General features: G+C 73.3%; 20 protein-coding genes and 1 tRNA gene. 17 read left to right on the top strand and 4 right to left on the bottom strand.

Annotated features, from left to right (window positions below):
• Nucleotides 1-131 precede the first annotated feature (131 nt).
• Nucleotides 132-737: a 5-formyltetrahydrofolate cyclo-ligase gene (locus tag ACZ4A5_RS14205; RefSeq protein WP_467582434.1), complete on the bottom strand. Its 606-nt coding sequence runs from the start codon at nucleotides 735-737 to the stop codon at nucleotides 132-134.
• Between the two features lie 63 nt (nucleotides 738-800).
• Here ACZ4A5_RS14205 and galU point away from each other — a divergent pair, with 63 nt between their 5' ends.
• The 8 genes from galU (at nucleotide 801) to ACZ4A5_RS14165 (ending at nucleotide 8,086) form a co-directional block, all read left to right on the top strand.
• Nucleotides 801-1,703, top strand: a complete 903-nt coding sequence (galU, locus tag ACZ4A5_RS14200) for a UTP--glucose-1-phosphate uridylyltransferase GalU (protein WP_398869161.1) — start codon at nucleotides 801-803, stop codon at nucleotides 1,701-1,703.
• A gap of 58 nt (nucleotides 1,704-1,761) precedes the next feature.
• A complete protein-coding gene (gene glp, locus ACZ4A5_RS14195) occupies nucleotides 1,762-3,045 on the top strand; it encodes a molybdotransferase-like divisome protein Glp (protein WP_467582453.1) in 1,284 nt (427 codons plus the stop codon).
• Nucleotides 3,046-3,118: 73 nt separating this feature from the next.
• Nucleotides 3,119-3,640, top strand: a complete 522-nt coding sequence (moaC, locus tag ACZ4A5_RS14190; RefSeq protein WP_467582432.1) for a cyclic pyranopterin monophosphate synthase MoaC — start codon at nucleotides 3,119-3,121, stop codon at nucleotides 3,638-3,640.
• Nucleotides 3,637-4,206, top strand: coding sequence for a MogA/MoaB family molybdenum cofactor biosynthesis protein (locus tag ACZ4A5_RS14185; RefSeq protein WP_467582430.1), 570 nt, complete (start codon nucleotides 3,637-3,639; stop codon nucleotides 4,204-4,206). The genes moaC and ACZ4A5_RS14185 overlap by 4 nt, the downstream gene beginning before the upstream one ends.
• Nucleotides 4,203-4,823 carry a GNAT family N-acetyltransferase gene (locus ACZ4A5_RS14180; RefSeq protein WP_467582428.1) on the top strand — a complete coding sequence of 207 codons (621 nt, stop codon included), beginning with the start codon at nucleotides 4,203-4,205 and terminating at the stop codon, nucleotides 4,821-4,823. The genes ACZ4A5_RS14185 and ACZ4A5_RS14180 overlap by 4 nt, the downstream gene beginning before the upstream one ends.
• A gap of 151 nt (nucleotides 4,824-4,974) precedes the next feature.
• Nucleotides 4,975-6,033 (top strand): divisome protein SepX/GlpR, encoded by a 1,059-nt coding sequence (gene sepX / locus ACZ4A5_RS14175; RefSeq protein ID WP_467582426.1) that lies wholly within the window; start codon nucleotides 4,975-4,977, stop codon nucleotides 6,031-6,033.
• A 91-nt stretch (nucleotides 6,034-6,124) separates the two neighbouring features.
• Nucleotides 6,125-6,198 (top strand) — tRNA-Ala (locus tag ACZ4A5_RS14170).
• 325 nt (nucleotides 6,199-6,523) lie between these two features.
• A complete protein-coding gene (locus ACZ4A5_RS14165) occupies nucleotides 6,524-8,086 on the top strand; it encodes a serine/threonine-protein kinase (protein ID WP_467582424.1) in 1,563 nt (520 codons plus the stop codon).
• 138 nt (nucleotides 8,087-8,224) lie between these two features.
• On the opposite strand, the gene ACZ4A5_RS14160 is transcribed toward ACZ4A5_RS14165, so the two are convergent.
• Nucleotides 8,225-10,399: an alpha-N-acetylglucosaminidase gene (locus ACZ4A5_RS14160; protein ID WP_467582422.1), complete on the bottom strand. Its 2,175-nt coding sequence runs from the start codon at nucleotides 10,397-10,399 to the stop codon at nucleotides 8,225-8,227.
• Between the two features lie 193 nt (nucleotides 10,400-10,592).
• Between ACZ4A5_RS14160 and ACZ4A5_RS14155 the strand changes: the two genes are divergently transcribed.
• From ACZ4A5_RS14155 to ACZ4A5_RS14145, 3 genes are all read left to right on the top strand, one after another.
• A complete protein-coding gene (locus ACZ4A5_RS14155; protein ID WP_467582420.1) occupies nucleotides 10,593-11,054 on the top strand; it encodes a hypothetical protein in 462 nt (153 codons plus the stop codon).
• 20 nt (nucleotides 11,055-11,074) lie between these two features.
• Nucleotides 11,075-12,304: an ATP-binding protein gene (locus ACZ4A5_RS14150; protein ID WP_467582418.1), complete on the top strand. Its 1,230-nt coding sequence runs from the start codon at nucleotides 11,075-11,077 to the stop codon at nucleotides 12,302-12,304.
• A gap of 110 nt (nucleotides 12,305-12,414) precedes the next feature.
• On the top strand, nucleotides 12,415-12,915 hold the full coding sequence (locus ACZ4A5_RS14145) for a DUF1269 domain-containing protein (protein WP_467582416.1): 501 nt from the start codon (nucleotides 12,415-12,417) through the stop codon (nucleotides 12,913-12,915).
• A 570-nt stretch (nucleotides 12,916-13,485) separates the two neighbouring features.
• Here the strand turns inward: ACZ4A5_RS14145 and ACZ4A5_RS14140 are convergent.
• Nucleotides 13,486-13,971 carry a GNAT family N-acetyltransferase gene (locus tag ACZ4A5_RS14140; RefSeq protein ID WP_467582414.1) on the bottom strand — a complete coding sequence of 162 codons (486 nt, stop codon included), beginning with the start codon at nucleotides 13,969-13,971 and terminating at the stop codon, nucleotides 13,486-13,488.
• 67 nt (nucleotides 13,972-14,038) lie between these two features.
• On the opposite strand from ACZ4A5_RS14140, the gene ACZ4A5_RS14135 reads away from it, so the two are divergent.
• From ACZ4A5_RS14135 to ACZ4A5_RS14125, 3 genes are all read left to right on the top strand, one after another.
• Nucleotides 14,039-14,830: an exodeoxyribonuclease III gene (locus ACZ4A5_RS14135; RefSeq protein ID WP_467582412.1), complete on the top strand. Its 792-nt coding sequence runs from the start codon at nucleotides 14,039-14,041 to the stop codon at nucleotides 14,828-14,830.
• A gap of 206 nt (nucleotides 14,831-15,036) precedes the next feature.
• Nucleotides 15,037-15,345 carry a hypothetical protein gene (locus ACZ4A5_RS14130; protein ID WP_467582410.1) on the top strand — a complete coding sequence of 103 codons (309 nt, stop codon included), beginning with the start codon at nucleotides 15,037-15,039 and terminating at the stop codon, nucleotides 15,343-15,345.
• Entirely contained in the window at nucleotides 15,342-15,665 is a 324-nt protein-coding gene (locus ACZ4A5_RS14125; protein ID WP_467582408.1) for a hypothetical protein, read from the top strand. Before ACZ4A5_RS14130 ends, ACZ4A5_RS14125 begins: the two co-directional genes overlap by 4 nt.
• A 334-nt stretch (nucleotides 15,666-15,999) precedes the next feature.
• On the opposite strand, the gene ACZ4A5_RS14120 is transcribed toward ACZ4A5_RS14125, so the two are convergent.
• Entirely contained in the window at nucleotides 16,000-16,740 is a 741-nt protein-coding gene (locus ACZ4A5_RS14120; RefSeq protein WP_467582406.1) for a MerR family transcriptional regulator, read from the bottom strand.
• Nucleotides 16,741-16,897: 157 nt separating this feature from the next.
• Between ACZ4A5_RS14120 and ACZ4A5_RS14115 the strand changes: the two genes are divergently transcribed.
• The 3 genes from ACZ4A5_RS14115 (at nucleotide 16,898) to ACZ4A5_RS14105 (ending at nucleotide 19,593) form a co-directional block, all read left to right on the top strand.
• Complete coding sequence (locus ACZ4A5_RS14115; protein WP_467582404.1) at nucleotides 16,898-18,430, top strand: flavin-containing monooxygenase; 1,533 nt, start codon at nucleotides 16,898-16,900, stop codon at nucleotides 18,428-18,430.
• On the top strand, nucleotides 18,427-19,314 hold the full coding sequence (locus ACZ4A5_RS14110) for an SDR family oxidoreductase (RefSeq protein WP_467582402.1): 888 nt from the start codon (nucleotides 18,427-18,429) through the stop codon (nucleotides 19,312-19,314). Before ACZ4A5_RS14115 ends, ACZ4A5_RS14110 begins: the two co-directional genes overlap by 4 nt.
• A gap of 90 nt (nucleotides 19,315-19,404) precedes the next feature.
• On the top strand, nucleotides 19,405-19,593 hold the full coding sequence (locus ACZ4A5_RS14105) for a hypothetical protein (protein ID WP_467582400.1): 189 nt from the start codon (nucleotides 19,405-19,407) through the stop codon (nucleotides 19,591-19,593).
• The last annotated feature ends 378 nt before the right edge of the window (nucleotides 19,594-19,971 follow it).

Genomic DNA, 19,971 nt, shown 5'->3' with positions numbered 1-19,971 from the left:
CGCTGGGAGGTGCCCCCAACGGGCTGGATATGGCTGAGCTCAGCCATATCCAGCCCGTCCGGCGCTTGAGGACAACGCGGCGAAGCCGTGTTGTGGGGCCTGGAGCACGCGCCCCAGGGGGAAAGCCCGCGTCACCCGAAGCGGCGCACGCCCGACGGTGTGACCGCCGCGTCCACCGGCTGATCGTGCGGCTCCGCGGGGAGCGACGTCACCACTTCCGAGTCGTAGAGCAGGACCACCCGCACCGGAGCCCGCCCGGCGGCCAGGCGGGCCAGGACGCGGTCGTACGACCCCCCGCCCCGTCCCAGCCGCAGGCCGCGCCCGTCGACCGCCAGGCCCGGCAGGAGGATCGCGTCGGCGGAGGTCACGGCCTCCGGGCCGAGGCGGGCGCCGTCGGGCTCCAGGAGGCCGCGGGCGGCGCGTACGAGGTGGCCGGGGCCGTCGTAGCGGGCCCAGTCGAGATCGTTGTCGGGCAGCAGGACCGGCAGGAGAACGCGTACGCCCCGCTCGCGCAGGGCGTCGATCAGGGCACGGGTCCCCGGCTCGCTCCCCACGGAGACATAGGCGGCCACCGTGCCCGCCTCCGCGAGCTCCGGGAGACCGAGCGCGCGGCGGGCCAGAGCGGCCTCCGCGGCCGCGCGGTCATCTATGGTCAACCCTGCTCTCACCGCAAGGAAAGAACGCCGCAACTCGGCCTTCGTACCCTCATTTTTGATCACTGTTCGTACAAACTCCATGTCTCGGGTCATACTCGGTGGAGCCTCATCTTCCGCGCAATCTCAACCGTTAGTGTTCGGCCCATGACTCATTCGCGTCCTCGGATCAGCAAGGCTGTCATCCCTGCCGCCGGTCTCGGCACCCGCTTCCTGCCGGCGACCAAGGCCACGCCCAAGGAGATGCTGCCGGTCGTCGACAAGCCGGCGATCCAGTACGTGGTGGAGGAGGCCGTCCTCGCCGGCCTGTCGGACGTCCTCATGATCACGGGGCGCAACAAGCGCCCGCTGGAAGACCATTTCGACCGCAATTACGAGCTGGAGGAGGCCCTGCGGCGCAAGGGCGACGAGTCCCGGCTCGCGCGGGTGCAGGAGTCCAGCGACCTGGCCACGATGCACTACGTCCGCCAGGGCGACCCCCGGGGTCTCGGGCACGCCGTGCTGTGCGCCGCCCCGCACGTGGGCAACGAGCCCTTCGCCGTCCTCCTGGGCGACGACCTGATCGACGCCCGCGACCCCCTCCTGTCGCGCATGGTCGACATCCAGCGCAAGCACGGCGGCAGCGTGATCGCCCTCATGGAGGTCGACCCCTCGCAGGTCCACCTCTACGGCTGCGCGGCCGTCAAGCCCACCGACGTCCAGGACGTCGTGGAGGTCACCGGCCTGGTGGAGAAGCCCGAGCCCGCCGAGGCGCCCAGCAACTACGCCGTCATCGGCCGCTATGTCCTCGACCCGGCCGTCTTCGACGTGCTGCGCGAGACCGAGCCCGGCCGCGGCGGCGAGATCCAGCTCACCGACGCCCTCCAGGCCCTCGCGGCCGAGCCGGGGCTCGGCGGCCCCGTGCACGGCGTGGTCTTCAAGGGCCGCCGCTACGACACCGGTGACCGCGGTGACTATCTGCGTGCCATTGTCAGACTGGCATGCGAGCGTGAAGATCTAGGACCGGACTTCCGGGCCTGGCTTCGCCGTTACGTCACCGAGGAGATGTAGCACCTTGAGCAGAACCGCCGACACATCCGCGGCCGGCACGTCCCCTGACACGGCCGCGGTGGAGGAACGCCTCTGGTCGGTGGACGAGCATCTCGACGACGTCCTCGGCCGGATCCGGCCGCTGGAGCCGATCGAGCTGCAACTGCTCGACGCCCAGGGCTGCGTGCTCGTCGAGGACGTCACCGTGCCCGCCGCCCTGCCGCCCTTCGACAACAGCTCCATGGACGGCTACGCGGTCCGCACCGCGGATGTCGAGGGCGCGAGCGCGGAGTTCCCCGCGGTGCTCACCGTGATCGGCGACGTGGCCGCGGGAAGCGGCGAACTGCCCACCGTGGGCCCCGGCGAGGCCGCCCGCATCATGACCGGCGCCCCGCTGCCGCCGGGCGCCGAGGCCGTCGTGCCCGTGGAATGGACCGACGGCGGCACCGGCGGCGGGCCCGCCACCACCATGACCGCGCACAGTGACGCCCCCGACGGCGCCACCGGCGAGGTCCGCGTCCACCGTCCCGCCGCCGCCCGCGCCCATGTGCGCGCCCGCGGCAGCGACGTCGCCGCCGGATCCCTGGCCCTGCGCGCCGGTACGGTCCTCGGCCCGCCCCAGATCGGCCTGCTCGCCGCGATCGGCCGGGCCACCGTGCGGGTGCGGCCCCGCCCCCGCGTCGTCGTCATGTCGACCGGCAGCGAGCTCGTCCAGCCGGGCACGGAGCTGGGCCCCGGCCGGATCCACGACTCCAACAGCTTCGTGCTCACCGCCTGCGCCCGTGACGCCGGTGCCATCGCCTATCGCGTCGGCGCCGTCGCCGACGACGCCGAGACGCTGCGCTCCACCCTGGAGGACCAGCTCATCCGCGCCGACATGGTCGTCACCAGCGGCGGCGTCAGCGTCGGCGCCTACGACGTGGTCAAGGAGACCCTCTCCGGGCTCGCCGGCGACGAGGGCAGCGTCTCCTTCCGCAGGCTGGCCATGCAGCCGGGCAAGCCGCAGGGCTTCGGCCGTATCGGCCCCGACCGCGTCCCGCTGCTGGCCCTGCCGGGCAACCCCGTCAGCTCGTACGTCTCCTTCGAGCTCTTCGCCCGGCCCGCGATCCGCGCCCTGATGGGGCTCGAACCCCATGACCGCGCGACCGTGCGCGCCGTGTGCGCCGAGCGCATCGCCTCTTCCCCGGCGGGCCGCCGCCAGTTCCTGCGCGCCCGGCACGAGGACGGCACGGTCGAGCTCGTCGGCGGCGCCGGATCCCATCTGGTGAAGGCCCTCGCGGACGCCAACGCCCTCATAGTCGTCCCGGAGGACACCACCTCCGTGGAGGCGGGCACCGAGCTCGACGTGATCCTGCTCGACTGACCGCACCTGCACTGCTCCGTCACCCTCGCTGCCCGATACGGTGTCTGCCCGAACGGACCGGACCAGGAGAACGATGAGCAGCGCCCAGGACCCCCTTCCGCGGCCGACCGGCCTCACCCACCTCGACAGCGCGGGCGCGGCCCGGATGGTCGACGTCTCCGCCAAGGACGTCACCACCCGCACCGCGCGGGCGAGCGGCCGGGTGCTCGTCTCGCCCCGCGTCGTGGAGCTGCTGCGGGGCGAGGGCGTCCCCAAGGGCGACGCGCTCGCCACCGCCCGCATCGCGGGCATCATGGGGGCCAAGCGCACCCCCGAGCTGATCCCGCTGTGCCACCCCCTGGCCGTCTCGGGCGTCAAGGTCGACCTGAGCGTCGACGACGACTCCGTCAAGATCATCGCCACCGTGAAGACCACCGACCGCACGGGCGTGGAGATGGAGGCCCTGACCGCCGTCACGGTGGCCGCCCTCACGCTCGTCGACATGGTCAAGGCGGTCGACAAGGGCGCCGTGATCACGGACGTCCGGGTGGAGGAGAAGACCGGCGGCAAGTCGGGCCCGTGGACCCGGCCGGAGCGGGAAGGGGCGGGGGAGTGACCGACACGCACGCGGGCGGAGGCGTCCGCAGGGCCCTCGTCGTGACGGCCTCCAACCGCGCCGCCGCCGGGGTCTACGCCGACCGCGGCGGCCCGCTGCTGGTCGCCGGGCTCGAAGCCCTCGGGTTCGCCGTGGACGGCCCGCTGGTGGTTCCCGACGGCGCTCCCGTCGAGGCCGCGCTGCGCGACGCCGTGCGGGAGGCGTACGACGTGGTGCTCACCACGGGCGGCACCGGCATCTCGCCCACCGACCGCACCCCCGAGGCCACCCGCCGCGTCCTCGACCGCGAGATCCCCGGCATCCCCGAGGCCATCCGGGCGGAGGGGCTGGCGAAGGTCGCCACGGCCGCGCTCTCCCGGGGCCTCGCCGGGGTCGCGGGCCGCACGCTGATCGTGAACCTGCCCGGATCGACCGGCGGTGTCCGCGACGGCCTGGCCGTACTGGAGCGGATCCTCCGCCACGCCGTGGACCAGCTCCACGGCGGCGATCACCCCGGCGGCACGGACGCGGACGGCACACCCCGCCCGCCGCGCCCGCCCGCGGACGGCCCCAGGACGCCCGCATGAACGCCTGGCCCGCCGAGCTGCGGGACGGCGATGTCCTTCTGCGGCCCATCAAACTGCGCGATCAGCACGCCTGGCGCGAGGTCAACCGCCGCAACCGCGACTGGCTGCGCCCCTGGGAGGCCACCATCCCGCCGCCCCCGCCCGGCGGCCCGGTCACCCAGCGCCCCACCTTCCGGCAGATGGTCCGCCATCTGCGGGCCGAGGCCCACGCGGGGCGGATGCTGCCCTTCGTCATCGAATATCAGGGCCGGCTGGCCGGTCAGCTGACCGTGGCGGGCATCACCTGGGGCTCGATGTGCTCGGCCCACATCGGCTACTGGGTCGACGCGGCCGTCGCGGGCCGGGGCGTCATGCCGACCGCCGTCGCGCTCGCCGTCGACCACTGCTTCCACCACGTGGGGCTGCACCGGGTCGAGGTGTGCATCCGGCCGGAGAACCTCCCCAGCCGCCGGGTGGTGGAGAAGCTCGACTTCCGGGAGGAGGGCCTGCGCCCCGGCTACCTCCACATCGACGGCGCGTGGCGCGATCACCTGGTCTACGCGCTGACCGCGGAGGAGGTCCCGGGCGGGCTGCTGGCGCGCTGGCACCGGTCCCGGCCCAGCACCTCTCACAAATGAAATAAACGTTCGAATTTGGCTGTCAATTGACAGTATTCGAGAAGTTCCGGTCCCAACAATCACAAAAAAAGTTCGAGATATCAGCCGGATCGTGCGACACACCGGGCCAATTGGCGGAATCCCTCGCGTGCGCCCCTCTACGGTGTGAAGTGTGAGCAGCAGTGGCCTCATCTACGCAGTCATCGTCGGGGCCTGGGCCGCCTATCTGGTGCCGATGTGGCTCCGCAGGCAGGACGAGCTCAATGAAGCCCGTCCGACGGAACGCTTCAGCACCGCCATCCGGCTGCTGTCCGGACGGGCGGGCATGGAGCGCCGTTACGCCAAGGGTCTGGAAGGGCGCGCGACCGACGACGCGCCGGACCCCGGCGAGCCCGCGGACGTCCGCGGGCCCGAGCCGGCAGCGCCGACCGAGACGGTCGACGCCCGGCCCTTTGGCGCGCCCGCGCACCAGGCGGCCGGCGCGCACCAGCAGGCCGGCGCGCCCCCCGGGGTGCCGCACTCCTCCCTGTCGGCCGCCGAGCGCGCCCGGCGCTCGAAGGTTCTCGCGCGCCGCCGCCGCACCACGGTGGTGCTCTTCCTCGCCTTCACCCTCGGCGCGGTCGTCGCGGGCGTCGGCGGGCTGGCGTTCCTGTGGGCCCCGGCCCTGCCCGCCCTGCTGCTCAGCGCGTACATCGTCTATCTGCGCACGCAGGAGCGGCGCCGGTTCGCCTTCACCATGGACCAGCGCCGTGCCGAACTCGCCGCGCAGCGGCTCCGCGAGGGCAGGCCCCGCCCTCGCCAGGCGGCGCCGGACCCCGTGACCGCCGCCGCACCCCTTGAGGACACCGTCACCCACCCGGCGCCCACGCCCGCCCCGCCCGCCGAGCCCTCGGCCACGGCGGGCCGCCGCGCGCTGGTCGAGCAGACCGACCACGCCGAGTGGGTCGACCAGCAGCGCGACCGGGGCACGGGCGGGGGCTGGGAGCCCGTGCCGGTGCCCCTGCCGACGTACGTCACCGCGCCGGTCGCCCCGCGCGCCGGGGACAGCGTCGACCTCGGCGCCCCGGACACCTGGAGCTCGGCCCGCTCCAGCACCGCGGAACCCACCGGCCGCCGCCCCGCGGAGGACCGCCGCTCCGGCCGCGGCCGCCGCCGCCCCCGCGAGCGCGGCCGCACTCCGCTGTTCGACCAGTACGCCGACGAGGAGCGTCCGCGCGCGGCCAACGAGTGACCGCCGCGCCCCCGCGGCCCGCGTCGCTGACCAGCGGGGGAGCGGATTTCCGAGCACCCGGATGGAGGTGCTAGAGTTTCACTCGTTGCAAGGGCCTGTGGCGCAGTCCGGTAGCGCACCTCGTTCGCATCGAGGGGGTCAGGGGTTCGAATCCCCTCAGGTCCACCGCAACAACTGTTCTCGGGTAAGACCGTTGGCAGTTGACGAGATCCCGTCCGATCGTTCCGATCGGGCGGGATCTTCGCGTTTCCGGGGTGTCCGTGAGGTCCGGTGCCGATGGAAGCCGAGTCCGGGCGTCGCCGCCCTGAGCCGAATTGCTCTGCTCCGCACCTTTCTTGGCCCACGCTCTGCCCAGCGCCGGGCCCCGGCCACCTCCGGCTCCGCCCGGCCCCCGCTGCCGACGGAGCGGCGCGGGGCGTTCGTGATCGCGCCTCTACCCTTGTGCCCGTCGGACAGGTGAGCGAAGAGCGGTCGTGGAACGGAGCGTGCGGTGTCGACGGGGGACGCGAAGGACGGAGAGCTGATCGGGAAGCTTCTCGGTGGCCGGTACCGGGTGACCGCGACGGTCGGGCGGGGCGGCATGGGAGTCGTCGCGCGGGCGGTCGACACGCTGCTCGACCGGGAGGTCGCCGTCAAGGTGCTCCGGGCCTACACCGACGCGTCCGCGGCCGAACTGGCCGACCTGCGCGCCCGGATGCGAAGGGAGGCGCAGGCCGCGGCCCGCATCCGGCACCCCGGCGTGGTCACCGTGCACGACGTGACCGAGGAGGAGGGCCTGCCGGTCATCGTCATGGAACTCGTCGACGGGCCCTCGCTCGACGACGTCCTGACGGAGCGCGGCGCGCTGGATCCGCGCGAGGCCGCGGCGATCGGTGCCGAGCTGACGGACGCTCTCGACGCGGCGCACCGCGCCGGTGTGCTGCACCGGGACGTGAAGCCGGGCAACGTCCTGCTGGAGCGCGGCGGCCGGGTCGTGCTCACCGACTTCGGCATCGCCAGCATCGAGACGTCCGGCGACGACGCCATGGCCAAGCTGACCCGCAGTGGCGAGATCGTCGGGTCCCTCGACTATCTGCCGCCCGAGCGCGCGCAGGGCGCGGAGCCCGGACCCGCCTCCGACATCTGGTCGCTCGGCATGACGCTGTACGCGGCGGTCGAGGGCACCTCGCCGTTCCGCCGGACCTCTGTCTGGTCCACGCTGTCCGCGATCGTCAGCGAACCGCTGCCCGAGCCCCGGCGGGCCGGGCCGCTCGCGCCGGTGCTCCGGGCGCTGATGGCGAAGGAGCCGGAGCGGCGGCCGACCGCCGGGCAGGCGCGCGCGATGCTGGAGCAGGTGGCCGCCGGCGGGGCGGCGGTCCCTGTTTCCGTCCCGCGGACCCCCACCGAGCCCTCCGTCGTCGCTCCCGGCTTCGGCCCGCCGCCTCCCGTCGGGACCGGAGGCGCACCCTCTCCGCAGCCCGCCCCCGCTGCCGCTCCCGCGCGCGGTGGCAAGGCCCCGCGCCGTGGCCGGGTCCTCGTCGCGGCGGCGGCAGCGGCCGTCGTGCTCGTCGGCGGCGGCATCGCGTACGCCCTCGTGGGCGAGCACGGTGACAGCCGCGCGCGGGCGGCGGCGCCCGGTCCCGCGGCGTCCCCCAGCGGCCGGCCGGGCCCGGGTGGCGACGCCGACGGCACGCGCATCCTGCCCAGCCCCTCGGGCTCCCAGGGGAAGCCGTCCGCCACCGCCTCCCAGCCGGGCGCCTCGCCCCGGGCGTCGGCGGCGTCCTCGGCGAAACCCAGCCCGCTGCCGACGGGCTGCGGCGGCTGGAACCACCGCGACCCGAACCCGGGCACCTACGGCTATATGACCGGCTCCTACCACCTGGAGACCGGGCCCTACGCGAACTGCCCCGACGTATCGGTGGCCAAGGCCGGAGCGAAGCTCTGGTACCACTGCTACGTCGCCAACGCCTATGGCAACAAGTGGACTTACGTCCGCATAGCGGGCACCAGCACGGCGGGCTGGATGTCCAACGACAACCTCACGCGGCAGAACGGCCCCTCGACCCACTGCTGAGCGTGAGGCGGGCCGGGTGAAGTCCGCTGCCGAAGGGGCATGGGAGGGGCCGATTCGAGGCTCCGCCGCCTGCGCGCGACCGGTCACGACGGCGCCGCGTACGGCCGACAGCACCTCGCGGCATTCCAGGCGCGGCGCTCACAGCTTCGCCGCCACCGCGCGGGCGATCCGCACGATGTCGCCCGACGGCTTCACCGGGTACGCGGGGTGGTCGCGGGTCCAGCGGTCCTCCAGAGTGAACCAGTCGACCGGCTTGGGCTTGCGGTGGCCGGCCAGCGCCGTGTCCAGGGAGGTGAAGTACGTCTTCCAGCGCAGCCGGTAGAGGCCGCCGACCAGGCCCGACCACTCGCGGTTGGCGTAGTCGTGCAGCTTGCCCCGGTCGGCCGACGGGCGCGGGCCCCAGGTGGTCAGCAGGGAGACCGCGTCGTACTCCAGGCGGTCGCGCTCGGCCGCCGTCGTGCCCCAGGCGCGCGCCTCGGCGATCCAGCGGCCCAGCAGATGGCCGCCGTCGGTGGCCACCGCCTGCTCCAGCAGCGACATCCAGGAGAGCCACTCGCGGGCGAGCTCGCGGAAGCGGGCCCGGTCGCCGGCGTCGAACGCGGCCTTCAGGCGCGGCAGGAGCAGGCGGGCGCGGTTGGCGACGCACTGCCGGGTCACGTCCAGGAGGTCGTAGCGGTAGGCGCTGCTGCGGCGCAGCGCGGGGGCGACGGCGAGCAGCGCGGGCAGGGCCTGTTCGAACTCGGCCGCGTCGTAGCGCAGTCGCCCCGGCGACCAGGTGGCGGCGTGGGTGACGGCGAGGTCGGGGCGGGCGGCGAAGAGGCTGTCGGCGGGCTCGCTCCAGCCGTCCGTGCGGCTGGTGCCGTAGGCGGTGCGCCGCAGGACGTCCCAGGCGCGCACGGCGTGGGCGTCGGCGGCGCCGTAGCGGTAGCGGGGCCACTCCTCGAACCAGGACCGCAGGTCCACCGGGCCGTTCGTCCACGGCAGGTCGCCGAAGAGGGCGAGGGCCGCGGGGTTGTTGTCGGCGGCCTCGGGCAGCAGGGCGATGCCGCGCAGGGCACTGCCCTTTTTGGTGCGCCACCGGTCGTAGAGCGTCGCCCAGTCACGGGTGTTGGCGCCCATCGCGGTGTGGCCGCCGAAGTTCCAGATCGACCCGAAGGCATACGGCGTGCCGCGCCAGTCGGCCTCCCGGTCGGTGACATTGCCGTAGTGGTCGCTGAGGCCGTCCAGGATCAGCATCCGGGACCTGTCGACGGAGTCGAGAATCTCGCGGCGCGGGTTGCTCTGCCAGCCGAGGATGGCCCAGGTGGCGTCCGGGTGGGCGGCGCGCAGGGCCTTCTCGACGGCCCGCGCGGCGGTGCCCACGGGGACGTTCCCGGGGTCGCCGCCCTCGTGCAGCAGGTCCATCTTGTACATCGAGGTCGCCCCGAACAGCTCCTGCTGTACCGCGTAGAAGGTCCGGGCGACCCGGCCGAAGTGCGCGGTGCGCGGGTCGAGCCAGTCGGGCCGCCGGAAGCCGCCCCAGTCGCCCTGCGGGATGGTGCGGGCGCCGGGGTTGCGCCGGGTGAACCCCGGCGGCACGGTGCCGAAGTAGCCCGGCAGCACGGGCGTCATGCCCAGCTCGCGCAGCCTGCGCACGATCTTCCGCGCCAGGGCCACGCGCCGTTCGAGCAGCGCGCGGGAGACGGGCCCGCCGAAGGAGGCCATGTTCTGGAGCAGCCACCACGGCTGGTGGGCGGGGGCGGGCAGCCACTCGCGCAGCTCGGTGTCGCTGTAGCCGAACTCCGCGAACGTCCGGTGGTAGACGGCGTCGGTGCCCGCGTAGACCAGCACCTCGTTGAATCCGTGCAGCGCCAGCACATCGATTTCGCGCTCCCAGTAGTCCCACCCCTTGTACGGCCCGGCGTAGCCGTCGTTGGTGTCGTTGAGGGCGAAGCGGTGCGTGACGTTCGCGGCCTTGGCCAAAGGGGTACGGACGCCCGGTAGGCGGTCGGGGAGGGCGGTCTGCGCACCGTTCCAGGAGAAGTGGGCGTGGGCCGTATGTCTGAGATACCAGTGGAATCCGGTCAGTTGCACCGCCGGGGTGCTGCCCTCCACCAGGAGCGTGCCCGGCCCGCCGGAGACCCGGAAGACGTCCGCGCCGCCCTGGCGGGGCACCGTGCGGAAGGTGACCTGGGAGTGATGGCGGGGCAGCAGCCGCGCGAGCGCCGCGGCGGCGCCGCCGGACCGGCCCTCGGCGGCGGCCGGCAGCCCGGCCGCACCGAGCGCGGCGGACCCGGCGAGTGCGCACAGGAGCGTACGACGGGCGACATGCATGAGTGACCTCCACCGTGACACCGCGGCGACCGGACCGGACCACTTGAGCCCGGTGATCCTACGAGCTGACAAGCGACATCGGGCAAGGGTGCGGTCGGCAAACCAGCCACGCCGGTTACATTTGGCACGAATGGCCCCATCGGACTGCTCCGACCTGCTACGCCGTCCCCGCCCGTCCGACCCGAGGAAGCCCGTGCGCACGCTGCGAACGCCGATCGCCGCCCTCGGCGCCCTGGTCCTCGCCCTGGCGCTGCTGGGCGCGCTGTGCGCCTGCGCGGAGCCGGGCGGACTCAAGGTGGAGGGCCCCGCGCCGAGCCCCTCGCCGGGCACCGGCCCGGTCTACGTCTCCGAGGGCGCGGGCCGGCCGCCGCTGCGCAGCCCCGCCGCCTTCACCGCCTCCGGCAACGTCCGCCTCACCGGGCTGAGCTGGAGCACCTGGGGCGGCGCGACCGCCCGGGGCACCGGCAAGGTCGGCGGCGCCTGGTGCGCGCCCGGCTGCGCCACCGCGCCGTACGACGCCAAGGTCACGCTCGGCGGCCTCGTGCGGCAGGACCGGTCCGCCTACTACAGCCGCGCCACCGTCGACGTCGACGGCCTGCCGGCCGAGCAGCGGGCGGAGCTGCGCGACCTGCGGCTCCACATACCCAAGCGTTAGCCGCCGAGGAGCCTTCAGCCATGGGACTGCGTACGAAGATCGGCGTGGCCATCACCGCCACCGCCGCCCTGGTCGCCGTCATCATGGGCCTCGTCGTGCACCACCGCACCGCCCGCACCCAGCTCGACACCGCGCGCGAGTCCCTCGACTCCCGGCTCGGCGCCGCCGTCGAGGACCACGCCGCGGGCTTCGACCGGCCGCGCACGCTCATCAACCCGGCCGGGATACCCGGGCCGCTGCGGAGGGCCGTCGACAGGGGCAAGCGCGCCACCTATCTGGACCGCAGCGGCCCCGAACCGACGCTCTGGGCGGGCAGCCGCCTCGGCAACGACGTCATCGTCCTCAAGCACCCCTACACCCGGCAGGTCCGCAATCTCCAGGACCTCGACGAGGTGCTCTGGCTGGCCGGCGGCCTCGGCACCGCCTTCGCCTGCGTCGTCGGCGTGGGCCTCGCGACCGTGGCCGGCCGCCGCCTCAACGCCTCGGCCCGCACCGCCGAGCGCATCGCCGACGGCGACCTCACCGCCCGTCTCAGACCCCGGGGCGGCAAGGACGAGATCGCCCGGCTGATCGTCGCGGTGAACACCATGGCCGACGCCCTCGCCGCCCGCCTCCAGGCCGAACGCGAAGTGACCTCGAACATCGCGCACGAACTGCGCACGCCCGTGGCCGGCCTCGTGACCGCCGCCGCGCTGCTGCCGCCCGGCCGCCCCGCCGACATGGTCCGCGAACGCGCCCGGCGGCTGAGCGGACTCATGGAGGACGTCCTGGAGGTCGCCCGCCTCGACGGCTCCACCGAGCAGGCCGAGACCGAGGTACGGGCGCTCGGCGAGCTCACCCGGCGGGCGGTGCGCGCCACCGCCGTCCCCGAAGGCGCCGCCGTCGAGGTCCGCGTCCTGCGCGAGGGCCTTGTCGAGACCGACGGGCGACGGGTCGAGCGGATCCTCGCCAACCTCGTCACCAACGCCTTCCGGCACGGCGCCGCGCCGGTCGTCGCCGAGGTCGACGGCGGCGTCGTCCGCGTACGCGACAGCGGCCCCGGCTTCCCGCCGCGGCTGCTTGAGCGCGGCCCGCAGCGCTTCCGTACGGGCTCCGGCAGCGGACTGGGCCTCGGGCTGACCATCGCCGCCGGGCAGGCCCGCGTCCTGGGCGCGCGGCTGACCTTCGCCAACCCCGACGGCGGCGGCGCGGAGGCCGTCCTCGACCTCACCTCGGCCGTGCGCGAGAAGCGGGCCGAGGAGATGCCGTGAGAATGCGGGCGGGGCGGGCAGGCGCAACAGTGGAAGGCACGGAAGCCACCGATCGAGCCGGTGGAAGGCACGGAAGCCACCGGCTGAGCCGACGCACGGGAGCGGTCACGATGGACGAGCACGTCCTCTTCATGAATGTCGACGGCCCGCACGACGGGCAGCGCGCCCTCGACGCGCTCCGCCAGGCGCACGCCGACGGCGACATCAAGCTGCGCGAGGCCACGGTGATCAGCCGGGACGCCGAGGGCAACCTCGAGTTCCCCGACACCGAGGACAACACCGGTACCGCCCGCGGCTTCGCCGTCGGCAGCCTGGTCGGCGGTCTCGTCGGCATCCTCGGCGGCCCGCTCGGCATCATGATCGGCTTCGGGGCGGGCGGCCTTGTCGGAGGTGCGCGTGACGCGCGCGACGCGACCGCGGCCAACGCGGCTGTGGAGATGCTGGCGGCGGAGGTTCCGCCGGGGAGTACGGTGCTGATCGCCGAGGTGGGGGAGGACCGGGCGGATGTGCTGGATTCGGCGCTGTCCGGGTACGGGACGGGGCTGGAGAGGTATCCGGCGGAGCGGGTGCGGTCGCTTGTGGAGGCGGCGATTGCTTCGCGGGGGGATTGAGGGGGGCTTGCGGTTCGGGTGGCCTCAATCGCCGGCCGGGCCAGCTTTGGTGGGCTCGCCGTTGCCTTGTGCGGGCCGGTTCGCCGCCTGCGGCGGGAGCGTCCTGCGGCCGCGTCCTCAATCTCCCCCAGCTACCTCCCCCAGACTCCGTCCGGGGGTGCCCCCAGAGGTGCCCCCAACGGGCTGATTGGGAACCCTGAAGCGGATACGTCCCGCACGTGCTCTCCGGTGGGAGGTGGTGGGGCTGGAGGGTGGGGTTCTGGAACGCGGTGCGTTTTCGGGGCACTCGATGCGTATGACCCGCAGCGCACCGCGTTCCAGGTCCTCAGCCCGGAAGGCCCACCCCGGCACCCACCACAACCCAAGCCCGGCCGGCGCTTGAGGCCGCGCCCGCAGGGCGCTCCCGCCGCAGGCGGCAACGAAACCCGCACCCGGCATCGGCGCGCCCGCAGGGCGCTCCCGCCGCAGGCGCAGACAACCCGCACTCGGCAACGGCGAGCCCGCAGGGCGCTCCCGCCGCAGGAGGCAACGAAACCCGCACCCGGCAACGGCGAGCCCGAGGGGCCCCCGTCACCCCAGCCGTTTCGTGAAGCAGCGGCTGCCCTCGTGGTTGCGGTACAGGCCGAACTTCCGCTCCGCCGGAACCGGGGCATAGCCACAGGAACGGTAAAGCGCTATCGCCTCCGGCTGCATCGTCCCCGTCTCCAGAACCATCCGCAGACGGCCGGCCGCCGTCGCGTCCGCCTCCAGAGCCGCCAGGATCAGCCGTGCCAGGCCGCGGCCCCGCGCGCGCCGGACCACGTACATCCGCTTCAGTTCCGCGTCGCCGTCCGCGTAGCCCTCGTCGTTCGCTTCCTGCGAGCGCCAGCCGCCGGTGGCGACGGGGGTGCCGTCGTCCTCGTAAGCGATGAGATATAGGCCACGCGGCGGGTCGAACTGGGCCGGGTCCATGGGGGTGAGGTCACCGTCGCCGTAGCGCTCCGCGTACTCCAGCTGCACCTGGTCAGTGAGCTTCACGGCGTCCGGGTGGTCGTAGGCGACGGGAACGATGCGCATTCAACGGATCGTACGGCCGTACGGACGGGCGCGGCAGGTGTGTCGTGGAAGTCGGTATCGTGCCGGAATGCTCACCGTGACCTCCGTGAATGTGAACGGCCTGCGCGCCGCCGCCAAGAAGGGCTTCGTCGACTGGCTGGCCGCCACCGAGGCCGACGTCGTCTGCCTCCAGGAAGTACGCGCGGAGGCCCACCAGCTTCCCGAGGACGTGCGCGAGCCCGCCGGCTGGCACACCGTGCACGCCCCCGCCGCCGCGAAGGGGCGCGCGGGCGTCTCGATCTACTCCCGGCGCGAGCCGGACGCGGTGCGGATCGGCTTCGGCTCGGCCGAGTTCGACGGCAGCGGCCGCTATGTGGAGATCGACCTGCCCGGCGTCACGGTCGCCAGCCTCTACCTCCCTTCCGGCGAGGTCGGCACGGAGCGGCAGGACGAGAAGGAACGCTTCATGGCCGAGTTCCTGCCCTACCTCGTCGCGCTGCGCGCGCGGGCGGCGGCGGAGGGCCGTGAGGTGCTCGTCTGCGGTGACTGGAACATCGCCCACACCGAGGCCGACCTCAAGAACTGGAAGGCGAACCGCAAGAGCGCGGGCTTCCTGCCCGAGGAGCGGGCCTGGCTGACCGAGGTCTTCGGGGAGTACGTGGATGTGGTCCGCACGCTGCATCCCGGTGTCGACGGGCCTTACTCGTGGTGGTCCTACCGGGGCCGCGCCTTCGACAACGACTCGGGATGGCGGATCGACTATCACGTGGCGACGCCGGGGCTGGCGGAGCGGGCTCTGAAGGCTGTGGTGGAGCGGGCCGCGAGCCATGATCTTCGATGGTCGGATCACGCGCCTGTCACGGCGGTGTACGGGCTTTAGATTCGGCGGGGGGCCTGCCTGTGCTGTGCGCGATGGGGGGGGCAGTGGGCGGACGGGGCTCAGCTCGATTCACCTTCTGCGCCCTCGCTCACGACTGCGCGGCGATAGGCTGCACAGGAGGTATTCCGCACCAGGAAGCACAGGCTCAGGCCGGACGGAGGGGCACGATGACCACAGCTGCTGTGGGTGAGCCAGGCATCCCGCCCATGCCGGAGAGAACCCCGAAAGCTCTCCGCGAAGCCATCGCCCAGCACGCCCCCCAGCTCCTGCCTGATTTCGACGCTCACTGGAAGCGGTACGTCGCCGACGCGTACGACATCAGCACCGTGCCCGCCTTCATGGCCCGGTGGTGGGGTGAGTACGCGATCAGCCGCGACCCGCGGCTCGACGCCCGCGTCACCGACCTCGAACACCGCGCCGCCTACGAGTGCACCGATCCCACCGAAGCCAAAGCACTCCTGGAAGAGGCGTCCAACATCCGCCACATGGCAGCCCGCACGGAGCCCGGTCAGTGACCAGCGGATTCATGGGTCCGCCCTGGCAGATGGACTGGACCTTCAAGGCCCAGGCCGCACGCGACGCGCTGCCTGAGCATGTACGGAAGATGATCGACGCAGCCCGTGCGGAGCTGGTCGCGGCAGGCGACCCGTACTTTCGCGGGATCGACGCGGATGCCGGCCTGCCCGAGGGCATGTCTGTCGAACCCGCCAGGTCCAGCGATCCGATGGGGCCTCGCATTCTGCACTTCGACACCGGGCACGGCTGGCTGAGGTACACGTTCGTGCGACGTACCGAGGACCCGCAGATCGTTGTGGAAGAGGTCTTCTGGCAGTGACCGGGCCACGCTGCGCTCGCGCGGCAGGCCGGGCTTTGTTCCCCTACCCCGCCCCTTCCCGGAACCGGGGCTGCCGCCCCGGACCCCGTAACACGGCTTCGCCGCGTTGTCCTCCCCCAGCTACCTCCCCCAGACTCCGTCCGGGGGTGCCCCCAGAGGTGCCCCCCAACGGGCTGGATATGCCGAGCTCAGCCAAATCAGCCCGTCCGGCGTTCGAGGACAACGCGCGAAGCGTGTTGCGGGGTCCGGGGGCCTGCCCCCACGCGGCGGAGCCGCACATCAGATGCGGCCGGGGGAGGGGCGGGGCTGGGGAAAAACCCGCCGCGGGCGCCGGCTACCCGCACTCCTCAGCCGGCTCCCTCGCCCACGCCGCCAGTTCCGCCCGTACCCCCCGGTCCATCGCCAGGGAGACCTCCGCCTCCACCACCGCCTTGGCGATCGGGCGGAGGCGGTCCAGGGCCTCCGTCACCCGGGCGGTGTCGCCCGGTGTCGCCCCGGCGAGGACATGGGTCCGGATCAGGGCGGTGAGCGTCTCGGCGAGCGCGTCCGCGTGGGCGCGGACCTCGCGGCCGGCGGCGAGGATCGCGGAGAGGGGGACGCCGTGGCGGATCAGGGCCGTGGAGGCGTCGAGGAGACGGCGGCTGACGTGGACGAGTTCGTCGCCGTCGACGGTGAGATAGCCGATGTCGAGGGAGGCCGCGAGGTTCTCCGGGGTGACCTCACCCTCGAAGTGGCCCGCGAGTTCCTCGGGGGTGAGCCGGACGGGGGTCTCCTCGGACCACGGCGTGCCCAGCGCGCCGCCCAGGCCCGGGAGTTCACCCGTGCGGCGGCCGTGCTCGAAGGCGGTGAGCAGCTCCGCTATTCCGCCGAGGGTGTGGCCCCGCTCCAGCAGGGCGCCGATCGTGCGCAGCCGCGCGAGGTGGTGCGGGCCGTACCACGCGATGCGGCCCTCGCGGCGCGGCGCGGGGACGAGTTTCTTCTCGCGGTAGAAGCGGAGGGTGCGTACGGTGATGCCGGCGGCCTCGGCGAGCTCCGCCGTGCGGTATTCGCGCTGCGCGCTGTCGTCCGTGGTCACGCGGGCAGCCTAAGCGCTCGAGGCCCGGATTTCCGGGGGTGCGACCATCGGTAACTTCCTTGCCACGCACCCCTATCGCTCACGCGGGCCGCTCCCTTACGCTCACGACTGTGCCAGTGAACACTGGCGTGATGGAGCGGCTTGGGGAGGCGGCGGCATGGCCGAGCACGAGCGCCAGCGCGAGCACGTACGGGTGGCGGTGATCGGGTCCGGATTCGGCGGGCTGGGTGCGGCGGTGCGGCTCCGCCGCGAGGGGATCACCGACTTCGTGGTCCTGGAGCGCGCCGGCTCCGTCGGCGGCACCTGGCGGGACAACACCTACCCCGGCTGCGCCTGTGACGTGCCCTCCCACCTCTACTCCTTCTCCTTCGCCCCCAACCCCGCCTGGCCGCGCAACTTCTCCGGCCAGCCCCACATCCGCGCCTATCTGGAGCGGGTCACCGACACCTTCGGCATCCGGCCCCATCTGCGCTTCGACTCCGAGGTGCGGAGCATGCGCTGGGACGCCGGCCGCCTGCTGTGGGAGCTCGACACCGCCTCCGGCCCGCTCACCGCCGACGTCGTGGTCTCCGCGGCCGGCCCGCTCTCCGAGCCGCGGATCCCGGACGTGCCGGGCCTGGACACCTTCCCCGGCAAGGTCTTCCACTCCGCCCGCTGGGACCACGACTACGACCTGCGGGGCAAGCGCGTCGCCGTGGTCGGCACGGGTGCCTCGGCCATCCAGATCGTGCCCGAGATCCAGCCGGACGTACGGCGGCTGACGCTCTTCCAGCGCACCCCGGCCTGGGTCGTGCCGCGCGCCGACCGCAGGATCAGCAGGGCCGAGCAGTGGCTGCACGCCAAGGTGCCCGCCAGCCGCGTGCTGCGCCGCGGAGCGCTGTGGGGGATAAGGGAGCTTCAGGTCGGCCTCTTCACCAAGTGGCCCTCCGAACTCCGCTTCCTGGAGCGGCTCGCGGCCTCCCACCTGCGCAAGGCCGTCAAGGACCCGGCGCTGCGGGAGGCCCTGACCCCCCGCTACCGCATCGGCTGCAAGCGCATCCTGCTCTCCAACGACTACTACCCCGCGCTCACCCGCCCCAATGTGGACGTGGTGACGTCCGGGCTCGCCGAGGTGCGCGGCTCCACGCTGGTCGCCGCCGACGGGACGGAAGCGGAGGCCGACGCGATCGTCTTCGGCACCGGCTTCCAGGTCACGGAGCAGCCCATCGGCAGGATGGTCACCGGCGCCGACGGCCGTACGCTCGCCGAGGCGTGGAAGGACGGCATGACCGCGCTGCGCGGCGCCACCATCGCCGGTTTCCCCAACTTCATGATGGTCATCGGCCCCAACACCGGCCTCGGCAACAGCTCGATGATCCTCATCATCGAGTCGCACCTGAACTATCTCGTCGACTACATGCGGCAGTTGGAGGTCCTCGGCGGCCCCTCGCACAAGGCGGCGCTCGACGCCCGGCCGTCCGCGGTGGGCGCCTGGAACCGCAGGCTCCAGGACCGGCTGGCGCGTTCGGTCTGGAACACCGGCTGCGACAGCTGGTATCTCGACGCGGCCGGGCGCAACACCACCGTCTGGCCCGGCTCCACCGCCGAATTCCGCAAGGTGACCCGTCAGGTGGATCTCATGGAGTATCAAGTGCTGCGCGTCCCCGACACGGCCGGCCGCACCCGTGCCGTCGCGGAGGCCGCCCGATGAGCCGCGTGTCGCTGGAGGGACAGGTCGCCGTCGTCACCGGCGCCGCGCGGGGCATCGGCGCCCAACTGGCCCGCAAACTCTCGGCCCGTGGCGCGCGGGTCGCGCTGGTGGGCCTGGAGGAGGGCGAGCTGCGCCGCGTCGCGGACTCGCTCCACGAGGACGCCGCGCACTGGCACGCCGACGTCACCGACCACGAGGCCATGACGTCGGTGGCCCGCGAGGTCAAGGCCCGCTTCGGCAAGGTCGACATCGTGGTGGCCAACGCCGGGGTCGCCACCGGTGGCCCCCTGGAGGACTCCGACCCCGACGCCTGGCGGCGCGTGGTCGAGGTCAACCTCGTCGGCAGCGCCGTCACCGGCCGCGCCTTCCTGCCCGTACTCGCCGAGAGCCGCGGCTATCTGCTCCAGATCGCCTCCGCGGCCGCTTTCTTCCCGGCGCCGATGATGACCGCCTACTGCGCGTCGAAAGCGGGCGTCGAGGCGTACGCCCACTGCCTGCGCGCCGAGGTCGGCCACCGGGGCGTACGGGTCGGGGTCGGCTATCTGACCTGGACGGACACCGACATGGTGCGCGGCGCCGACCAGGACGAGGCGATGCGCGAGATGCGCTCACGGCTGCGCGGTCCCGCGGGCCGCGTCTACCCCCTCGGCCCGGCCGTCGACCGGCTGGTCGCGGGCATCGAGCGCCGCTCCTCGCACATCTACGCACAGGGATGGCTGCGCGCCATGCAGCCCGCGCGCGGCCTGCTGCCCGGCCTGATCGCGACATTCGCCCCCCGCGAGCTGCGCCGCCTCGGCGAGCGGACTCCCCTGCCGCGCCCGGGACTTGTGGGCGCCGGGGGAGCGGCCGACGAGAAGGCCCGCACGGGACGTAGCGGAGGGTAGTCGTACGATATGCGGCCGGTGAGGGGCCGTGCCACGCTGTTCCGGGGGCGGATCGACGCCCTCCCACACCCCCCACGAGGAGTGAACAGCATGGGCATCAAGGACGAGATGCAGGGCAAGGCGCAGCAGGCGAAGCAGAAGCTGCAGGGCAAGCGGGATGCCGCGCAGCAGCAGGGGCAGAGTGAGCAGGAGCGGCTGCGGCAGCGGGCGGATGAGGCTCGGCAGCAGGGGCAGGGGTCTTTCGACGACATCCAGGACGAGCTGGATGACCGCACCTGATCGCTGCGCGCTCGGCGAGGCGGGTTCCAGGGGTTCGCCCCTGGGGCTCGCTTTCGTCTTTCTCGCCTGCGGCGGGCTTTGTTCCCCTACCCCGCCCCTTCCCGAAACCGGGGGAGACCCCCGGACCCCCAGCGCCCTGCGGGCGCGTCCTCAAACGCCGGACGGGCTGGATTGTGCGGACCGTAGCCAGCACATCCAGCCCGTTGGGGGCACCTCTGGGGGCACCCCCGGACGGAGTCTGGGGGAGGTAGCTGGGGGAGTTTGAGGACAACGCGGCGAAGCCGTGTTGCGGGGTCTGGGGCGACAGCCCTCCACGCGGCGGAGCCGCACATCAGATGCAGCCGGGAAGGGGCGGGGCTGGGGAAAAAGCCCGCCGCA

This window comes from Streptomyces sp. NPDC025618 (assembly GCF_055558795.1).
This window is presented reverse-complemented; position numbering and strand designations above follow the sequence as displayed.